The following is a 17599-nucleotide window of genomic DNA, read 5'->3' as shown; positions in this document are numbered from 1 at the left end:
GGGTCAGCGCACCGGCAGCACGATGTCGTCGAACAGCGCCTGCTCGTGGCGCGGCCCGGCGGCCAGGGCCGCATCGACCAGTGCCCGGTCCAGGTGATCGGCGAAGCCCTGCAGGAAGTCGTACATGAAGCTGCGCATGAAGGTGCCGCGGCGGATGGCGATCTTGGTGGTGGAGCTCTCGAACAGGTGGCTGGCATCCAGCGCCACCAGGTCGTCGTCGAGTTCCGGATCCACCGCCATGTGGGCGACGATGCCCACGCCCATGCCGAGGCGCACGTAGGTCTTGATGACGTCGGCATCGGCGGCCGTCAGCACCACGTTGGGCGTGAGCCCTTCGGCGCGGAAGGCATCATCGAGCTGCGAGCGCCCGGTGAAGCCGAACACGTAGGTCACCAACGGGTGCTCGGCCAGCGCCTCCAGGGTCAGCGACTCCAGCGAGGCCAGCGGATGCCCCTTGGGCACCAGCAGGCAACGGTTCCAGCGATAGCAAGGCAGCAGCACCAGGTCGTTGAACAGCTCCAGGGATTCGGTGCAGATGGCGAAGTCGGCCTGTCCCTCGCTGACCATCTGGGCGATCTGCTTGGGCGTGCCCTGCTGCATGTGCAGGGCGACGTCGGGATACCGGCGGGTGAACTCGCGAATCACCGGTGGCAGCGCGTAGCGCGCCTGGGTATGAGTGGTGGCGATGGACAGGCTGCCACGCCGCTCGTCGCTATGCTCCTGGGCGACGTGCTTGATATTCTCGGTGAGGCGCAGCACCTGGCCGGCCAGGTCGATGATCGCCTGCCCCGCCGGCGTGACCCGGGTCAGGTGCTTGCCGCTACGGGCGAAGATCTCCACGCCCAGCTCGTCCTCCAGCAGGCGAATCTGCTTGGAGATGCCCGGCTGCGAGGTATAGAGGCTCTGGGCGGTGGCCGAGACGTTGAGGTTGTGACGCGAGACTTCCCAGATGTATTTCAGCTGCTGGAGCTTCATGCGCGCGTCTCCCCCTGGCTCATCCGGCCTTTAAAAGACCAATGCGAAATAAGAATATCATCCATAATTACTTTATAGCATAGCAAGCCGGGCGACACACGCCCGTCGACGTGGCGAGGTTCCGATACGCGAGATTTGCCAGCATCCTAACCGACCGCTAACATCGAGCCACCTAGCATGCCTGAGAGCATGCCCAGACCATCCGCGCACGATGCGCTACGTAGTAATTGGAGAATCCCCATGGCCAACAACGTCGATGTCACCAATGCCAACTTCGAGCAGGAAGTCCTCAACGCCGAGACCCCGGTGCTGCTGAAGTTCTGGGCGCCCTGGTGCGGCCCCTGCAAGGTCATGGCACCGGTGGTCGACGAGGTCGCCGAAGAACGCGACGGCAGCCTCAAGATCGTCAGCATCAACGTGGATGACGCCCCGGAGATCGCCGCCGAACAGGGCGTGCGCGGCGTGCCCACCGTGATGCTGTTCAAGTCCGGCGCCAAGGTCGCCTCCCTGGTCGGCGCCCAGTCCAAGTCACAGCTGACCCAGTTCATCGATCAGAACGCCTGATCGATCGACGCAAGGCTGCGGTCTCCACGACGCCCCGGCTCCGGCCGGGGCGTCGTCGTTTCGGAGAGTCAGTCGGCGTTCGTCTCCCTCTTCACCTTGTCGCGCTCGGAGGGCGGGCGATTGGCCGTCTCGAGGGGCGCGCTGCCCGAGCCCAGCAGATGGGCGATCCAGCGTGTCTGGGGATGGCTGTCCAGCGCGATCTTCAGGGTCATGGTCAACACCACCGACAGCAACATGCCCACCGCCCCGAAGATCCAGCCCCACACCACCAGCGACAGGAAGGCGACGAAGGTCGAGAGCCCCAGGGCCCGCCCCATGACCCGCGGCTCGACCAGGTTGCCGAGCACGAAGTTCACGCCCAGGTAAGCACCGCTCAGCATCACCGCCTTGAACATACCGCCGTCCGGCGACACCAGCAGCAGCAGCACCGGCGGCACCGCGGCGATGGCCGAGCCGATGTTGGGGATATAGTTGAGGGCGAAGGCCAGCACCGCCCACAGCAGCGGGAACTCGACCCCGATCAGCTTGCAGGCCAGCCAGATCAGCGCCCCGGTGGCCAGGCTGATCACCGTCTTCACCGCCAGGTAGCGCTTCAGCGTCATGCTGAATTCCTGGAACCGGCGCAGGCTCGGCGCCGGGTTGACCAGCGCCCGAGACACCTTGTCGCGGAAGTTCAGTGTCTCGAACAGCAGGAACATCACCAGCAGTGCCACCACCACGCTCTGCATCATCAGATTGCCGACCTGACCGAGCAGCGCCGGGATCCAGTCGCCGAGCTGCTGGGCATCCACCAGCTCGGCCAGCCGGTCGGTGTCGATGGCCAACCCCAGGCTGGCGAGGCCGTCGAGCAGGCTCAGGTAGTACTGATTGAGCTTCTCCTCGATGCCCGGCAGGGCATCGACGAAGGTGCCGACGCTGTTGACCAGCAGCAGGCCCAGCAGCGACAGCAGTCCACCGATCACCACCAGCGTCAGCCACACCGAGAGCCGCAGCCCGAGCCCCAGGCGATTCAGCCAGTGAACCGGTCCGGTGCACACCACGGCGATAAACACCGACAGCAGCAAGGGCACCAGCAGGCTGGAGCCGACCCGCATCCCGGCGACGATCACCACCAGGGCGGCCAGCGCCAGCGTCAGGTTAAGGGGTATGCTGCTCGGGGTATCGTTCTCGGGTGCCGCCATGCCGCCCACTCCGCCATAGAAAAGACCGCCATCATGACGCCTGGCGCCTCGGCGCACAACGCGGCGGGAAGCCGTCAACGTGCAAGCTCGAAGGAAACCGCCGGCGCCAAGGAACCCGGGCAATGCTGACGGCTCAAAGCGAACGAACCCATCGCCGATAAGGAAAGTCTCATGCGCCACGTTCGTCGCACCGTCCGCCGCCTCCCCCCTGCCCGCCTCTCGGGCGGCCTGCTCGCCCTGGCCCTCGCCGCCCTGCCGATGACCGCCGCCGCCAATGGCCAGCCCGCGCCGCATCGCCTCGACGTCCAGGCCCGCGCCGAAGTCGAGGTGGTGCCGGACCAGGCCACGCTCAGCGCCCGGCTGTGGGAGCGCACCCCGGCCATCGCCCAGCGCGACGCCAGCGGCGACGATGCCCTGGCGCTGAGCCAGGCCCGCAGCCAGCTCGAGGAGCGCGCCGCCACGCTGATCCAGGCGCTCGAGGCGGCCGGCGTCGAGCGCGATGCCATCAGCGCCGGCTCGCTACGCGTGCAGCCCGAGATGATTCGCGAATCCAGCGGCCCCGACGGCGAGACCGAGACGCTCTCGCGCACCCGCCTCGAACGCCCCATGGAAGTCGAGATCCACGAACTCGACCGGCTGCCGACGATTCTCGACGCCCTCACCGAGGCCGGCGTCGACGCCCTCGACGGCGTCACCTACGACCTCGCCGATCGCGACGCGGCCACCGACGAGGCCCTGAACCAGGCCCTTCAGCGTGCGAAGCACAAGGCCGAGCTGATGGCCGGCACCCTCGACGTCGAGCTGGGCGACGTGCTGTCGGTCAGCGAGAACCAGGCGCCGGTCTTCCAGCCGCGGATGATGGCGATGAGCGCCGATGCGCGGGAGAGCGGCGGCGCCACCGAGTATCGCCCCGGCACTCTCTCCATCGACGCCGCGGTCAGCGTCAGCTGGGAGATCGAGGGCGGCCAGGAATAAGCGGCACGCCTGGCCCGACGAAAAAGAAAGCCCCGAAGGCGAAACCTTCGGGGCTTTCTCGTGGCTCGGCGCCTGCCGCTCGAGGCTTAGACGTTGATCGTCTCGACGCCGCCCATGTAGGGCCGCAGCACCTCGGGCACCGTGATCGAGCCGTCGGCGTTCTGATGGTTCTCCATTACCGCGATCAGGCAGCGGCCCACGGCCAGGCCGGAGCCGTTGAGGGTGTGCAGCAGCCGCGGCTTCTTCTCGTCGGGATGACGGAAGCGGGCCTGCATGCGACGGGCCTGGAAGTCCTCGCAGTTGGAGACCGAGGAAATCTCGCGGTAGGTGTCCTGGCTCGGCAGCCAGACTTCCAGGTCGTAGGTCTTGGCGGCGCCGAAGCCCATGTCGCCGGTGCACAGGGTCACCACGCGGTACGGCAGCTCCAGCGCCTGCAGCAGCGCCTCGGCGTGGCCGCGCATCTCCTCCAGGGTGTCGTAGCTGGTCTCGGGCTCCACCAGCTGCACCATCTCGACCTTGTCGAACTGGTGCTGACGGATCATGCCGCGGGTATCGCGGCCGTGGGAGCCGGCCTCGCTGCGGAAACACGGCGTGTGCGCGGTCAGGCGCATCGGCAGCCGCTTGTGCTCGAGGATCTCGTCGCGGGCGAAGTTGGTCAGCGGCACCTCGGCGGTGGGGATCAGGCGATAGCCGCGCTCGTCCTCCAGGCGGAACAGGTCCTCGCCGAACTTGGGCAGCTGGCCGGTCCCGTACAGCGAGTCGTCGTTGACCATGTAGGGGACGTAGCACTCCTCGTAGCCGTGCTCGAGAGTCTGCTTGTCGAGCATGAACTGCGTGAGGGCACGATGCAGGCGGGCGATGGTGCCGCGCATCACCGCGAAGCGGGCGCCGGTCAGCTTGGAGGCCAGATCGAAGTCGAGCTGGCCGGTCCGGGCGCCCAGGTCCACGTGGTCGCGGACCTCGAAATCGAAGCTGCGCGGCGTGCCCCAGCGGTGCAGCTCGACGTTGTCGTCCTCGCTCGCGCCCTGGGGCACGCTCTCGTGGGGCAGGTTCGGCAGGCCGCTGATCTGCTCGTCCCACTCGGCCTGCAGCTCGGCCAGGCGTGCCTTGGCGGCGTCCAGGCGCTCGCCCAGGTCGCTGACCTCGTCGAGCAGCGGCTGAATGTCCTCGCCGGCGGCCTTGGCCTTGCCGATCGCCTTGGACCGGGTGTTGCGCTCGTTCTGCAGGCGCTCGGTCTCGGCCTGGAGCTCCCGGCGCCGGGATTCGAGGTCGGCGAGACGAGCGGTGTCGAGGGCAAAGCCCCGGGTGGCCAGTCGTTGGGCGACCATCTCGAGGTCGCCGCGCAGCAGTTTGGGATCGAGCATGGAATCCGGTCCGTCGCAGTCGGTGAAATCAACAAACGCAAGGCGGCCATTGTAGGCAAAAGCCCGCCCCGGCGCCACGCGCCAGGATGCGTGTTGCGGCCCGTCGCGGTACAGTAGGGTTTCCTTCTCCCCCTGCCCCGCGCGGCAGCGACAGCGACCGAAAAACGCCATGATCGCCAGACTGGACACCGGGCGCCTCAGCGCCTCCGACCGTTCCGACGCCCCCTATCTGCACTTTCTCGAGGCCCTCGCGGACGCCGGCTTCGAGGGCGAGATCGCCCCCGACTACGCCAACCGCACGGTGCTGGCCACCGACAATTCGATCTACCAGCGCCTGCCCCAGGCGGTCATCTATCCGAAGAATACCTCCGACCTGGAGCGCCTGGCCCGGCTGGCCGCCCGCGACGAGTTTCGCCGGGTGGCACTCGCCCCGCGCGGCGGCGGCACCGGCACCAACGGCCAGTCGCTGACCGACGGCCTGGTGGTCGACGTCTCGAAGCACATGACCGCCATCCTCGACATCGACGTCGAGGCCCGCCGGGTGCGCGTCCAGGCCGGCGTGGTCAAGGACCAGCTCAACGCCGCGCTCAAGCCCCACGGGCTGTTCTTCGCCCCGGAGCTCTCCACCTCCAACCGCGCCACCATCGGCGGCATGATCGCCACCGACGCCAGCGGCCAGGGCAGCTGCGAGTACGGCAAGACCCGCCATCACGTGCTCGAGCTCGACAGCGTGCTGCTCGGCGGCGAGCGCCTGGTCACCCGCCCGGTGGACGAGGGCGAGCTCGAGGCGCTGTGCCAGCGCGACGACGCCGTGGGCAGGGTGCACCGCATGGCCCGCGAGATCATCGACACCGAGCGCGTACGCATCCGCGACACCTTCCCGCCGCTCAACCGCTGCCTGACCGGCTACGACCTGGCGCACCTGCGCACCGAGGACGGCAGGTTCGACCTCAACAGCGTGCTGTGCGGCGCCGAGGGCTCGCTGGCCTTCACCAGCGAGGCGGTGCTCAACGTGCTGCCGATCCCGAAGCATTCGACCCTGGTCAACGTGCGCTACGCCGGCTTCATGGACGCCCTGCGCGACGCCAAGGCGCTGATGGCCAGCAGCGCCTCTCCCACGTCCATCGAGACGGTGGACGACAAGGTGCTGGGCCTGGCCCAGCAGGACTTCGTGTGGGATAGCGTCGGCGAGTTCTTTCCTGACACCGGCGACACGCCGACCCACGGCATCAACCTGGTCGAGTTCAACGACGACGATCCCGAGCGCCTGAGTGAGAGGGTCGCGGCCTTCTGCGCGCATCTCGCCGAGGACGACAGCGTCATCCGGCTGGGCTACACCCAGGCCGTGGGCCGCGAAGCGATCACCCGGGTCTACGGCATGCGCAAGCGCGCCGTGGGCCTGCTCGGCAACGTCCAGGGCGAGAAGCGCCCGCTGCCCTTCGTCGAGGACACCGCGGTGCCGCCTGAGCATCTGGCCGACTACATCGCCGAGTTCCGCGCCCTGCTCGACGCCCGCGGCCTGGCCTACGGCATGTTCGGCCACGTCGACGCCGGCGTGCTGCACGTGCGCCCGGCGCTGGACATGAAGGACCCGGCCCAGGAAGCGATGATCCGCGAGATCTCCGACGAGGTCGCCGCGCTGACCCAGAAGTACGGCGGCCTGCTGTGGGGCGAGCACGGCAAGGGTGTGCGCTCGGAATACGCCCCGGCCTTCTTTGGCCCGCTCTACCCGAGCCTGCAGCGGCTCAAGGGCGCCTTCGACCCGCATAACCAGCTCAACCCGGGCAAGATCGCGACGCCGCTCGCTCTTTCCAAGCCGCCCGAAGACGCGGCGTTCGCCAACCCGCCCGAAGATGCGGCGCTCGCTAACCCGCCCGAAGACGCGGGTAGGGCCCAGGCTTCCGCTTCCGAGCCGACAACGCCGAGCGACGACGAGCAGGCCGTGAAGTGGGTCGACCCGGGGCTTCTGGCCATCGACGGCGTGCCGACCCGCGGCCAGCATGACCGCCGCATCGACGAACGGGTCTGGCAGGCCCACGGCGACGCCGTCTACTGCAACGGCAACGGCGCCTGCTACAACTACGATCCCGACGACGCCATGTGCCCGTCGTGGAAGGCCACCCGCCAGCGCATCCACTCGCCCAAGGGCCGCGCCAGCCTGATGCGCGAATGGCTGCGCCTGCAGGGCGAGGCCGGCGTCGACGTGCTCGAGGCCTCGCGCGACGCCCGCCGCGGCGGCGCCTGGGGGGCGCTCAAGGCCTTCCCCGGCAAGCTGAAGAACACCCTGGCCAAACGCCGCGGCGAGGACGACTTCTCCCACGAGGTCTACGACGCCATGGCGGGCTGCCTGGCCTGCAAGTCCTGCGCCGGCCAGTGCCCGGTGAAGGTCAGCGTGCCGACCTTCCGCTCGCAGTTCCTCGAGGTCTATCACGGCCGCTATCTGCGTCCGCCCCGCGACTACCTGATCGGCGGTCTGGAGTTCATGATGCCGGCGCTGTCCCGCATCGCGCCGCTCTACAACGCCGCCCTGGACAACCGCTGGGTCAGCCGTCTGCTGGCCGGTCCCGTGGGCATGGTCGACAGCCCCAAGCTGTCCCGGGCGCGCCTGGACAAGCAGCTCGAGGCCTGGGGCGTGGCGCCGGCCACGCCGACCACCCTCGGCCGGCTCACCGAGACGCAGAAGGCCAGCAGCGTGGTGCTGGTGCAGGACGCCTTCACCAGTCACTTCGAGTCCCGGCTTGTGATGGACGTGGTCGAGCTGCTCGAGCGCCTCGACGTGCGGGTGTTCGTCGCGCCCTTCTCACCCAACGGCAAGCCGCTGCACGTGCAGGGCTTCCTCGGCGCCTTCGAGCGCACCGCCGAGAAGCAGGCCGAGCGCCTGCGGACGCTGGCCGAGTTCGGGGTGCCGCTGGTCGGCATCGACCCGGCGATGACCCTGACCTACCGTCAGGAGTACGTGAAGGCGCTGGGCGCCGACGCCGTGCCCGAGGTACAGCTGCTGCCCGAATGGCTGAGTGAGCGGCTGGCCGAGCGAGCGCCCGAGCTGGCAGCGCAGGGCGCCAGCCTCGACGATCCCGGTTACCGGCTGCTCGCCCACTGCACCGAGAAGACCAACGCCCCGGGCACGCCCAAGGCCTGGCAGCGGCTGTTCGCCGCCTTCGGCCTCGAGCTCGAGGTGGTCGCTACCGGCTGCTGCGGCATGTCCGGCACCTACGGTCACGAGGCGCGCAACCTCGAGACCTCGAAGACCATCTACGCCCAGTCCTGGCAGCCGAAGGTCGAGGACCCGGCCAACGCCGGCCGGCTGCTGGCCAGTGGCTACTCCTGCCGCAGCCAGGCCAAGCGCCTCTCGGATGCCGCCCTACCCCATCCGCTGCAGGGGCTTCTGAGCGCGCTCAAGCGGGCCACCTGAAGGCGGCCTTCACTCCACCCGGCCCGGAGGCGAGACCCTGTCACGCACGCTGATCATCATCGGCCTGCTGCTAGTCGCCGCCGGGCTGCTGTGGCCCTGGCTCGGTCGGCTGCCCCTGGGGCAGCTGCCGGGGCGATATCCTGATCCGCCGCGGCCATACCACCTTCTACGTTCCCCTCACCAGCATGCTGCTGATCAGCGCCATACTGACGCTGCTGCTGTGGCTTTTCCGACGTTGACGCGTTATCGACGTTATTCATCGCTTCCATCGATTGCATGTCGGGGCCGGCGACGCTAGGCTGCGCGCCCTTTAACCCAACCCTGACGAGAGAGCGAACGACCATGGAGCATGCCGGTTTCGACCTGGCGATGATCGGCCTGCTGGCGCTGATCTGCCAATGGCTCGCCTGGCAGCTGAAGCTGCCCGCCATCCTGACGCTGCTGGTTGCCGGCATCGCCGCCGGCCCGGTCACGGGTCTGCTGAACCCCGATGCGCTGTTCGGCGACCTGCTGTTCCCGCTGGTCTCGCTGGCGGTGGCGGTGATCCTGTTCGAGGGCAGCCTGACGCTGAACTTCCGCGAGCTCGGCGGCCACGGACGCACGGTGCGCCGGCTGGTGACCTGGGGCGCGCTGATCACCGGCGTCATCGCCACCGTGGCCGCCCGGCTGCTGCTGGACCTCTCCTGGGAGATGGCCAGCGTGCTGGGGGCGCTGCTGGTGGTCACCGGCCCCACCGTGATCCTGCCGATGCTGCAGACGCTGCGCGCCCGCGAGCACCTGACCCAGATCCTGCGCTGGGAAGGCATCCTGATTGATCCCATGGGCGCCATCGGCGCGGTGCTGGTCTACGAGTTCGTGGCCCTGGGCGCCGGCGGCGAGGCGGCCACCCAGACGTTGATGGTGTTCGCCCAGACGGCGCTGATCGGCTTCGGCCTCGGCATCGCCGGCGGCTGGTGCTGGGGCCTGGTGCTTCGGCAGCACTGGCTGCCCCACCAGCTGCACAGCTTCGGCACCCTGATGCTGATGCTGACGCTGTTCACCGTCTCCAACCAGCTGTTCCACGAGTCGGGACTGCTCACGGTGACGGTGATGGGGGTATGGATGGCCAACATGCGCGGCGTACCGACCCGCCCCATCATCGAGTTCAAGGAAACCCTCTCGGTGCTGCTGATCTCGGGGCTCTTCCTGCTGCTCGCCGCGCGGCTCACCGTGGAGCAGCTGGCGCTGCTGAGCTGGCCGACCTGGATCTTCCTGCTGGTGCTGGTGGGCGTCGCCCGGCCGCTGTCGGTCTGGCTGTGCACCCTGGGCAGCAACCTGGCATGGCGCGAGAAGGCGCTGCTGGCGTTCATCTCGCCGCGCGGCATCGTGGCCGCCGCGGTGGCCTCGCTGTTCGCCCTGCGCCTCGAGGAGGAAGGCATGCCCGGGGCCGAGATGCTGGTGCCGGTGACCTTCCTGGTGATCATCAGCACCGTGGTCAGCCAGAGCCTGCTGTCCCGCCCCCTGGCCCGCTGGCTGGGCGTGCAGCGCCCCTCACCCAACGGCGTGCTGATCATCGGCGCCAACGCCGTGGCACGCCAGCTGGCCTGCAAGCTACGCGACGCCGGCGTCAGCGTGGTACTGGCCGACAGCAGCTGGGACGCCATCCAGCTGGCCCGCAACGAAGGCCTGACCACCTACTACGGCGACCCGCTCTCCGAGCACGCCGCCCAGCACCTGGAGCTCAGCGGCATCGGCTACCTGCTGCCGCTCTCGCCGTACCGGGAGCTCAACGACCTGGCGGCGCTGCACTTCGAGCACCTGCTGGGCCGCGATCGGGTCTTCCGCCTGGCGGTGGACGAGGGCCGTCGTGGCAACCGCCCCCAGGGCCAGGCGCTGGATCATCTGCCGCTGCTGTTCGGCCGCGACGTCACCTTCGCCAAGCTGTCGCGCCTGGTGGCGGAAGGTGGCGAAGTGCACCTGGAGCGCTGCGGCGAGAAATTCCGCATGGAACCGCTGCGGCAGGGACACGCCGGCCGCTGGCTGCCGATGATCTGCATCGGCCCCGCCGGACGGCTGCGCCTGGCCACGGCCGAGACCGGCCTGTCGCCCAAGCGCGGCGACACCCTGATCAGCCTGGTCTACGCCGACTCGCCCAAGCACTCGCTGCAGACGGTCGCCAGCCCGATCTAGTCGCGCTCGTCGCCTGCACGGACGCAGCGGGGCCGCCCAGATGGGCGGCCCCGCTGCGTTTTCGGCCGGCTTCAGACTTACCCAGCGGGGCTGGGCCTGGTGTCGGTCTCGGCATCGGTGCCGCCGCTGGCCTCGAGGCTCTCCTCGGCGTCCGCCACCAGCGCGAACTCCTCCTCGGCGGTCTTCGCCACCAGGGTGTTCCTGCTGTACAGGAAGAAGTAGGCCGCACCGAGTGCGAAAAGCCCCAGGGTGTAGAGGAAGGCCCGCGGATCGAAGGCATACACGCCGGACAGCGCCACCAGCGACAGCACCAGGGCCACGCCGGAGGTCAGGATGCCGCCGGGCGTCCTGTAGGGGCGCGCCAGCTCCGGGCGCTTCACGCGCAGCAGGATATGGCTCAGCGCCATCAGCGCGTAGGACACGGTGGCGCCGACCACGGCCATGCCCAGGATCAGGTCGCCCTCGCCGCTCAGCGAGACCAGGAAACCGAACACGCCCGGCACCACCAGCGCCCAGGTCGGTGCCTTGCGGCGACTGGTCAGCGACAGCATCTTCGGCAGGTACCCGGCCCGGGACAGGGCGAAGACCAGGCGACTGTAGCCGTAGATGATCGAGAAGAAGGAGGCGACCAGCCCGGCCAGGCCCAGCACGTTGACCAGGGTGGCCAGCGTCGGATGATCGGCGGCCTTGAGCGCGTCGACCAGCGGCACGCCGCTTGCGCCGATGGCGCCGGCCCCGGCGGCACCTGCCAGCAGCACCACCACCAGCACCGCCGTGACCAGCAGGAACAGCATGGCGCCGATGATGCCGCGGGGCACGTCACGGGCCGGATTCTTGGCTTCCTCGGCGGCCAGCGGCACGCCCTCCACCGCCAGGAACAACCACATGCCGAACGGCAGCGCGGCCCACACCCCGGCCCAGCCGAAGGGCAGGAAGGCGCTGGCGCCGGCGGCATCGGTGGGCGCGATGTCGAACAGGTTGCTGGCATCGAAGACGCCGAACAGCGCCAGGGCGGTGGCCAGGATGGCGAACACCGCCAGGCCGCTGATCACCATCATCACCTTGAGCGCCTCGCCGGCACCGGTCAGGTGGATGCCGATGAACACCGCGTAGAACAGCGCATAGACCACCGGGCCGTTGAGCCCCAGCAGCTCCTCCACCGCGGCGCCGATGAAGATGACGATGGCCGCCGGCGCCAAGGCGTACTCGATCAGCACCGCCAGTCCGGTCAGGTAGCCGCCGGCCGGCCCCATGGCCTGGCGGGCGAAGCTGTAACCGCCACCGGCGGCGGGAATCGCCGCCGACATCTCGGCCAGCGACAGCACCAGGGCGAAGTACATCAGGCCCATCAGGCCGGCGGCGATGACGAAGCCGCCCCAGCCCGCCTCGGCGATGCCGAAGTTCCAGCCGGCGAAGTCGCCGGAGATCACATAGGACACGCCGAGGCCGGCCAGCAGCAGCCAGCCGGCGCTGCCCTTCTTCAGCTGTCGTTTGGCCAGGTAGTCCTGGTCCAGGGTCGCGTCGTTCATCGGGTCACCTTTGCGCTGTTGTTGTGAGATCGCGATGGAGGGTAGCGGGTGTGGCACCCGCCGGTTCGGGGAGTCGTGTCCGGGCCCGAAGGCCAAGGACTCAGGAGGTCAGAAAGTTCTGGACGCCGCCCGAGGACGCGATGACGTCGTCCTGGGTACGATCCTTGAGCCGCACGCCGGACAGGCCCTTGGCCCGCGCCTCGCGCAGCAGGTACATCAGCCGGCGGCTGGCCTCGTCGAAGACGAAGCCCGCCGGGCGCACGTTGGAGATGCAGTTGCGGGCGGCATCGTTCAGCCCGACCCGCGGCCCCCAGGTCAGATAGAGGCCGAGGCTGTCCGGCGAGCTGAGCCCCGGACGCTCGCCGATCAGCACCAGCACGGCCCGGGCGTTGAGGCTCTCGCCAATCTCGTCGCCGATCGCCACCCGGCCCTGCTCGACCACCGTCAGCGGCGCCAGCGACCAGTCCTGATCGTCCTCGGCGAGCCGCCGGGTCAGGGCCTCGAGGAAGGGCGGCGCGTTCTGCTGCACGGCCAGCGACGACAGCCCGTCGACCACGGCGATGGCCAGATCGACGGCGGGACGCGGCGCGTCGTCGGCCTCGGCCAGCCGCTCGCGGGAGGCCTCGTCGAGGCGCCGCCCCAGGTCCGGACGCTGCAGGTAGGTCTCGCGGTCGGCCGCCTGGCTGTGCAGGCGATGGATCGACTGACCGGTCTTCAGGCCGTCGAGGTCGTGGCACAGCGCCTCGACGTCCAGCGGCAGATGCACGGCATCCTGAGCGCGGGCATGGGCCAGCTGGAACTCCAGCGAACGCCGGGTGGGCAGGCTGGTGCCGGCGCGGCCGAGGCCGATGCGCGCGTCGGTGAACTCGCGCAGCCGATGCCAGGGGTTGTCGATGACGCCATGGGTGGGAGTCGCATCGCTCATCACGCACCTCCCTCGGGCAGCCGGCTCAGCGGACGGGCGAAGGCGTCGGGCAGCCGGCCGCTGGGGCGATGGCGGGCCACGTCCTCGAAGATCGCCATCTCGTCCAGCCAGCGTTCGAACTCCGGGGCCGGCGACAGGTCGAGCACCCGACGCGCATAGAGGGCGTCGTGGAAGGAGGTGGTCTGATAGTTGAGCATGATGTCGTCGGAGCCGGGGATGCCCATGATGAAGGTGCAGCCCGCCGCGCCCAGCAGGGTCAGCAGGTTGTCCATGTCGTTCTGGTCGGCATCGGCGTGGTTGGTGTAGCAGATGTCGCAGCCCATGGGCACGCCGAGCAGCTTGGCGCAGAAGTGATCCTCGAGGCCGGCGCGGATGATCTGCTTGCCGTCGAACAGGTACTCGGGGCCGATGAAGCCGACCACGGTGTTGACCAGCAGCGGCTCGAAGTGGCGGGCCACGGCGTAGGCGCGGGCCTCGCAGGTCTGCTGATCGAGGCCGTGATGGGCGTTGGCGGACAGCGAGCTGCCCTGCCCGGTCTCGAAGTACATGACGTTGTCGCCCACGGTGCCACGCTGGAGGCTGCGGGCGGCGTCCCGCGCCTCGCCGAGGGTGGCGAGATCGAACCCGAAGCTCTCGTTGGTGGCCTGGGTGCCGCCGATGGACTGGAACACCAGGTCCACGGGGGCGCCCTGCTCGATTGCCTCCAGGGTGTTGGTGACGTGGGTCAGCACGCAGGACTGGGTGGGAATCGAGTACTTCTGGATCACCTCGTCCATCAGCGTCATCAGCTTGATGCTCTGGGCGACGTTGTCGGTGGCCGGATTGATACCGATCACCGCGTCGCCGTTGCCGTAGAGCAGGCCGTCGAGAATGCTGGCGGCAATGCCGGTGGCGTCGTCGGTGGGGTGATTTGGCTGCAGCCGGGTGGAGAGCCGCCCCGGCAGGCCGATGGTGTTGCGAAAGGCGGTGGTCACCCGGCACTTGCGGGCGACGAGAATGAGGTCCTGGTTGCGCATGATCTTGCTCACCGCGGCGGCCATCTCCGGGGTGATGCCGGCGCGCGCCCGAACGATCGCCTCGGGCGTGGCGAGATCGCTCAGCAGCCAGTTGCGGAAGTCGCCCACCGTCAGGTGGCGGATGGGCGCGAAGGCGGCGGCGTCGTGGCTATCGATGATCAGGCGCGTGATCTCGTCCTCGCCGTAGGGCACCAGGTGGTCCTCGAGGAAGGTCGAGAGCGGCAGCTCCGCCAGCGCCATCTGGGCCACCACCCGCTCCTCGGCGGAGTCGGCGATGACGCCGGCCAGCCGGTCGCCGGAGCGGGCCGGCGTGGCCTTGGCCATCAGCTCGGCGAGACTCGCGAAGTGATAGCGCCGATTTCCCAGCGTATGGTGATAGGCCTTGGCCATGAGCGTCTCCTGGTCGAGCGTTCGGGCCGCCGCGAGGCGCCGGAACGGAACGAATGTTGCTTCAGAAAAGGGTAACGAGGGCGCCAGGGCCGGCGTTATCGATTTCCGGCAAAAGCCAATAGTTCAACATCAACAACAACTTACCCCATAGAGCACCGTGAAGGGCCGGGGCAGAAGGAGTGACGCCGCGTGTCACAGACGATTCGAACCGCCGAGAGCGCACCAAGGAAGTGCATGTGGGAGGCCTGGGACGCCAACGAGCACGCCCACAACCTGACCGACTGGTCCCAGGAGTACGACCAGTTCGGCCAGGGCGGCTTCTACGGCCGCATCGACGAGGTCCACCTGCCGGCGATGCAGGTGTTCAAGGAATACACCAGCCATGCGCTGGGCCAGCAGTGCAACGTCTGGCCCGACTCGCTGTGGCTCGGCATTCCGGTCGACGAACGCGGCTGCCGCATCAACGGTCACGAGGTCGGCGAGCGGGAGATCATGTGCCAGCCCGGCGGCCGCGACTTCGAGCTGGTGACCCCGGACGGCTTCGGCATCTACGGGCTGGTGGTCGGCCGCGAATGGCTGGTCCGGGCGGGCGGCGAGGCGGCGCGCCCGCTGCTGGACGCCGATCCGGAGCGGGTGATGCGCCTGAAGCTGCCACACCGGACGCGCCGGGCCACGACCTTCCTGATCGAGCGCCTGCTGGGCCTGCAGGGCGAAGGGCTCGCCCCCCAGGTGCATCAGGACATCCTCGGCCTGGCGCTGCAGGAGATCCTCCACGAGGAGACGCCCAATACCGAACGCCCGCCCAGCTACCGTCACCGCCGCCAGGTCGTGGACGGCATCCGCGACCATCTGGAGAGCGGTGCGGCGCTGCCGGTCAGCCTCGACGAGCTGTGCGAGATCGCCCACGTCAGCCAGCGCACCCTGCGCTACAGCTTCAGCAGCATCCTCGGCATCAGCCCCATCCAGTTCCTGCGTCTGACGCGGCTCAACCGGGTGCGCCGCCGCCTGTGCGAGCCAGGCACCGAGACCACGGTGAGCCAGGCGGCGGCCGACTGGGGGTTCTACCACCTGGGGCAGTTCGCCCGGGACTACCGTCGGCTGTTCGGCGAATCCCCCTCCGCCACCCTGGTCCGGCACCGCCACTGACGCAGCGACAGGCCCCGAAACGACGACGCCCCCGGCGATGGCTCGCCGGGGGCGTCGTGCTGCGTCGAAGACGCGCTAGTAGAACAGGCGGCGCAGCGCCTCGCCGGGATCGTCCTCGCGCATGAAGGCCTCGCCCACCAGGAAGCCGTGGACGTCGTGCTCGCGCATGCGCAGCACGTCGTCGCGGCTGTGGATGCCGGACTCGGTGACCACGGTGACGCCGGCGGGAATCCGCGGCAGCAGGTCCAGGGTGGTCTCGAGGCGGGTCGCGAAGGTGTGCAGGTCGCGGTTGTTGATGCCGACCAGCGACAGGTCCAGCGCCAGGGCGCGCTCCAGCTCGGCGGCATCGTGGACCTCGACCAGCACGTCCATGCCGAGCTCGGTGGCCTGGCGGTGCAGGTCCGCCAGCCGGGCGTCGTCCAGGGCGGCGACGATCAGCAGGATGCAGTCGGCACCGATGGCCCGCGCCTCGCTGACCTGGTAGCCGTGGGTGATGAAGTCCTTGCGGATCACCGGCAGCGAGCAGGCCTCCCGGGCCTCGACCAGGAAGTCCTCATGCCCCTGGAAGAAGTCGGCATCGGTGAGCACCGACAGGCAGGCGGCACCACCCGCGGCATAGCGGGCGGCGATCTCGGCCGGGCGGAAATCCTCGCGGATCACGCCCTTGGAGGGCGACGCCTTCTTGACCTCGGCGATCACCGCCGGATCGCCGTCGCGAATGCGCGCGTCCAGGGCCGTCACGAAGCCGCGCGGCGCGGACTGCAGGCCAGCCAGGCGCAGCAGCTCGTCCTCGGACACGGCCTGGCGGCGCTCGGCGACCTCGGCGTCCTTGCGCGCCAGGATGCGGGTCAGGATGGTCGGAGTAGCGTTGGATACGGTCATCGATGAGTCCTGAACAAAGAGTCCTGAGCGGATGAGTCCTGAATGGGCGACTACTGGGCGAAGACGCGAGTGAAGTTGGCCAGTTCCCTGAGCTTCTCGCGGGCCAGCTGGCAGTCCTGGGCGTCCTGCGCCAGGGCCACGCCTTCCTTGAGGGTATCGGCGACGTCGGCGGCATACAGCGCCGCGCCGGCGTTGAGCGCCACGATGTCCGCCGCCGGCCCCTCGCCGATCAGCGCCTGCTCCACCAGCCGCAGGCTGTCCTCGGCGGTCTTCACCTTGAGGGCGTCGAGGTCGTGGCGGGCGATGCCGAAGTCCTCGGGGGCGATGGTGTACTCGTGGATCTCGCCGTCCTTGAGCTCGGCGACCCGGGTCGGCGCGGCCAGCGAGATCTCGTCGAGGCCGTCCTCGGCCCAGACCACCAGCACGTGCTCGCTGCCCAGGCGCTTGAGCACCTCGGCCATCAGCGGCACCAGCTCGGCGGAATAGACGCCGAGCAGCTGGCGGCGGGCGCCGGCCGGGTTGGTCAGCGGGCCGAGGATGTTGAACAGGGTACGCACGCCCATCTCGCGCCGCGCGGTGATGGCATGGCGCATGGCGGGATGGTGGTTGGGGGCGAACATGAAGCCGACGCCCACGTCCTCGATGCAGCGCGCCACCTGGTCGGCGTCCAGATCGAGGCCGATGCCGGCCACGGCGAACAGGTCGGCGCTGCCCGACGACGACGACACCCCGCGGTTGCCGTGCTTGGCCACGTGGGCGCCGGCGGCGGCGGCCACGAAGCTCGAGGCGGTGGACACGTTGAACAGGTTGGAGCCGTCACCGCCGGTGCCGACGATGTCGACCACGTTCTCGACGTGCAGCGTGACCGGCGACATCAGCTCGCGCATCACCTGGGCGGCGGCGCTGATCTCCTCGGGGGTCTCGCCCTTCATCGCCATGCCCATCAGGAAGGCGGCGATCTGGGCGTCGCTGGCCTCCCCGGTCATGATGGCGGTCATCAGCGCATGGGTCTGGTCGAAGCTGAGGTTCTCGTGGCGCATCAGGGCACCAAGGGCTTCCCGCATCTGCATG

At 69.1% G+C, this 17599-nt stretch carries 14 protein-coding genes and 1 pseudogene; 7 read left to right on the top strand and 8 right to left on the bottom strand.

The window, feature by feature from the left end; translation table 11 throughout:
* Positions 1-3: 3 nt before the first annotated feature.
* On the bottom strand, positions 4-975 hold the full coding sequence (cysB, locus tag CVH10_RS15955; RefSeq protein ID WP_035598816.1) for an HTH-type transcriptional regulator CysB: 972 nt from the start codon (positions 973-975) through the stop codon (positions 4-6).
* Positions 976-1215: 240 nt separating this feature from the next.
* On the opposite strand from cysB, the gene trxA reads away from it, so the two are divergent.
* Positions 1216-1539 (top strand): thioredoxin, encoded by a 324-nt coding sequence (gene trxA, locus CVH10_RS15950; protein ID WP_035598819.1) that lies wholly within the window; start codon positions 1216-1218, stop codon positions 1537-1539.
* Positions 1540-1607: 68 nt separating this feature from the next.
* On the opposite strand, the gene CVH10_RS15945 is transcribed toward trxA, so the two are convergent.
* A complete protein-coding gene (locus CVH10_RS15945) occupies positions 1608-2720 on the bottom strand; it encodes an AI-2E family transporter (RefSeq protein WP_035598820.1) in 1113 nt (370 codons plus the stop codon).
* A 171-nt stretch (positions 2721-2891) separates the two neighbouring features.
* Between CVH10_RS15945 and CVH10_RS15940 the strand changes: the two genes are divergently transcribed.
* Entirely contained in the window at positions 2892-3695 is an 804-nt protein-coding gene (locus CVH10_RS15940; protein WP_106489219.1) for an SIMPL domain-containing protein, read from the top strand.
* A gap of 86 nt (positions 3696-3781) precedes the next feature.
* Here the strand turns inward: CVH10_RS15940 and serS are convergent, their stop codons facing one another.
* Positions 3782-5059, bottom strand: a complete 1278-nt coding sequence (gene serS / locus CVH10_RS15935; protein WP_035598826.1) for a serine--tRNA ligase — start codon at positions 5057-5059, stop codon at positions 3782-3784.
* Positions 5060-5228: 169 nt separating this feature from the next.
* Here serS and CVH10_RS15930 point away from each other — a divergent pair, with 169 nt between their 5' ends.
* The 4 genes and pseudogenes from CVH10_RS15930 to CVH10_RS15920 all read left to right on the top strand — a co-directional run bounded on the left by CVH10_RS15930 (position 5229) and on the right by CVH10_RS15920 (position 10640).
* Positions 5229-8471, top strand: coding sequence for an FAD-binding and (Fe-S)-binding domain-containing protein (locus CVH10_RS15930; protein WP_106489218.1), 3243 nt, complete (start codon positions 5229-5231; stop codon positions 8469-8471).
* A 37-nt stretch (positions 8472-8508) separates the two neighbouring features.
* Positions 8509-8562 (top strand): annotated as a pseudogene (locus CVH10_RS27260) (hypothetical protein); the annotation flags it as partial.
* 46 nt (positions 8563-8608) lie between these two features.
* Positions 8609-8710 (top strand): DUF2905 family protein, encoded by a 102-nt coding sequence (locus CVH10_RS27255; protein WP_369335830.1) that lies wholly within the window; start codon positions 8609-8611, stop codon positions 8708-8710.
* A gap of 103 nt (positions 8711-8813) precedes the next feature.
* Entirely contained in the window at positions 8814-10640 is a 1827-nt protein-coding gene (locus CVH10_RS15920) for a sodium:proton antiporter (RefSeq protein WP_035598834.1), read from the top strand.
* Positions 10641-10717: 77 nt separating this feature from the next.
* Here the strand turns inward: CVH10_RS15920 and eat are convergent, their stop codons facing one another.
* The 3 genes from eat to CVH10_RS15905 form a co-directional block, all read right to left on the bottom strand.
* Positions 10718-12169 (bottom strand): ethanolamine permease, encoded by a 1452-nt coding sequence (eat, locus tag CVH10_RS15915; RefSeq protein ID WP_106489217.1) that lies wholly within the window; start codon positions 12167-12169, stop codon positions 10718-10720.
* 100 nt (positions 12170-12269) lie between these two features.
* Positions 12270-13094: an ethanolamine ammonia-lyase subunit EutC gene (eutC, locus tag CVH10_RS15910; protein WP_106489216.1), complete on the bottom strand. Its 825-nt coding sequence runs from the start codon at positions 13092-13094 to the stop codon at positions 12270-12272.
* Positions 13094-14500 (bottom strand): ethanolamine ammonia-lyase subunit EutB, encoded by a 1407-nt coding sequence (locus CVH10_RS15905; RefSeq protein ID WP_035598841.1) that lies wholly within the window; start codon positions 14498-14500, stop codon positions 13094-13096. The genes eutC and CVH10_RS15905 overlap by 1 nt, the downstream gene beginning before the upstream one ends.
* Before the next feature lie 189 nt (positions 14501-14689).
* Here CVH10_RS15905 and CVH10_RS15900 point away from each other — a divergent pair, with 189 nt between their 5' ends.
* Positions 14690-15646, top strand: coding sequence for a helix-turn-helix domain-containing protein (locus CVH10_RS15900; protein WP_369335828.1), 957 nt, complete (start codon positions 14690-14692; stop codon positions 15644-15646).
* A gap of 75 nt (positions 15647-15721) precedes the next feature.
* On the opposite strand, the gene trpC is transcribed toward CVH10_RS15900, so the two are convergent.
* Together trpC and trpD are read right to left on the bottom strand one after the other, a co-directional pair.
* Positions 15722-16528, bottom strand: a complete 807-nt coding sequence (gene trpC, locus CVH10_RS15895) for an indole-3-glycerol phosphate synthase TrpC (RefSeq protein ID WP_106489214.1) — start codon at positions 16526-16528, stop codon at positions 15722-15724.
* Between the two features lie 50 nt (positions 16529-16578).
* Entirely contained in the window at positions 16579-17598 is a 1020-nt protein-coding gene (gene trpD, locus CVH10_RS15890) for an anthranilate phosphoribosyltransferase (protein ID WP_106489213.1), read from the bottom strand.
* Position 17599: the final 1 nt, after the last annotated feature.

Source organism: Halomonas sp. ND22Bw, assembly GCF_003011945.1.
Classification (GTDB): Bacteria; Pseudomonadota; Gammaproteobacteria; order Pseudomonadales; family Halomonadaceae; genus Halomonas; species Halomonas halophila.
Note: the sequence above shows the minus strand (reverse complement) of the source record. Positions and strands in the feature narration are given on the sequence as shown.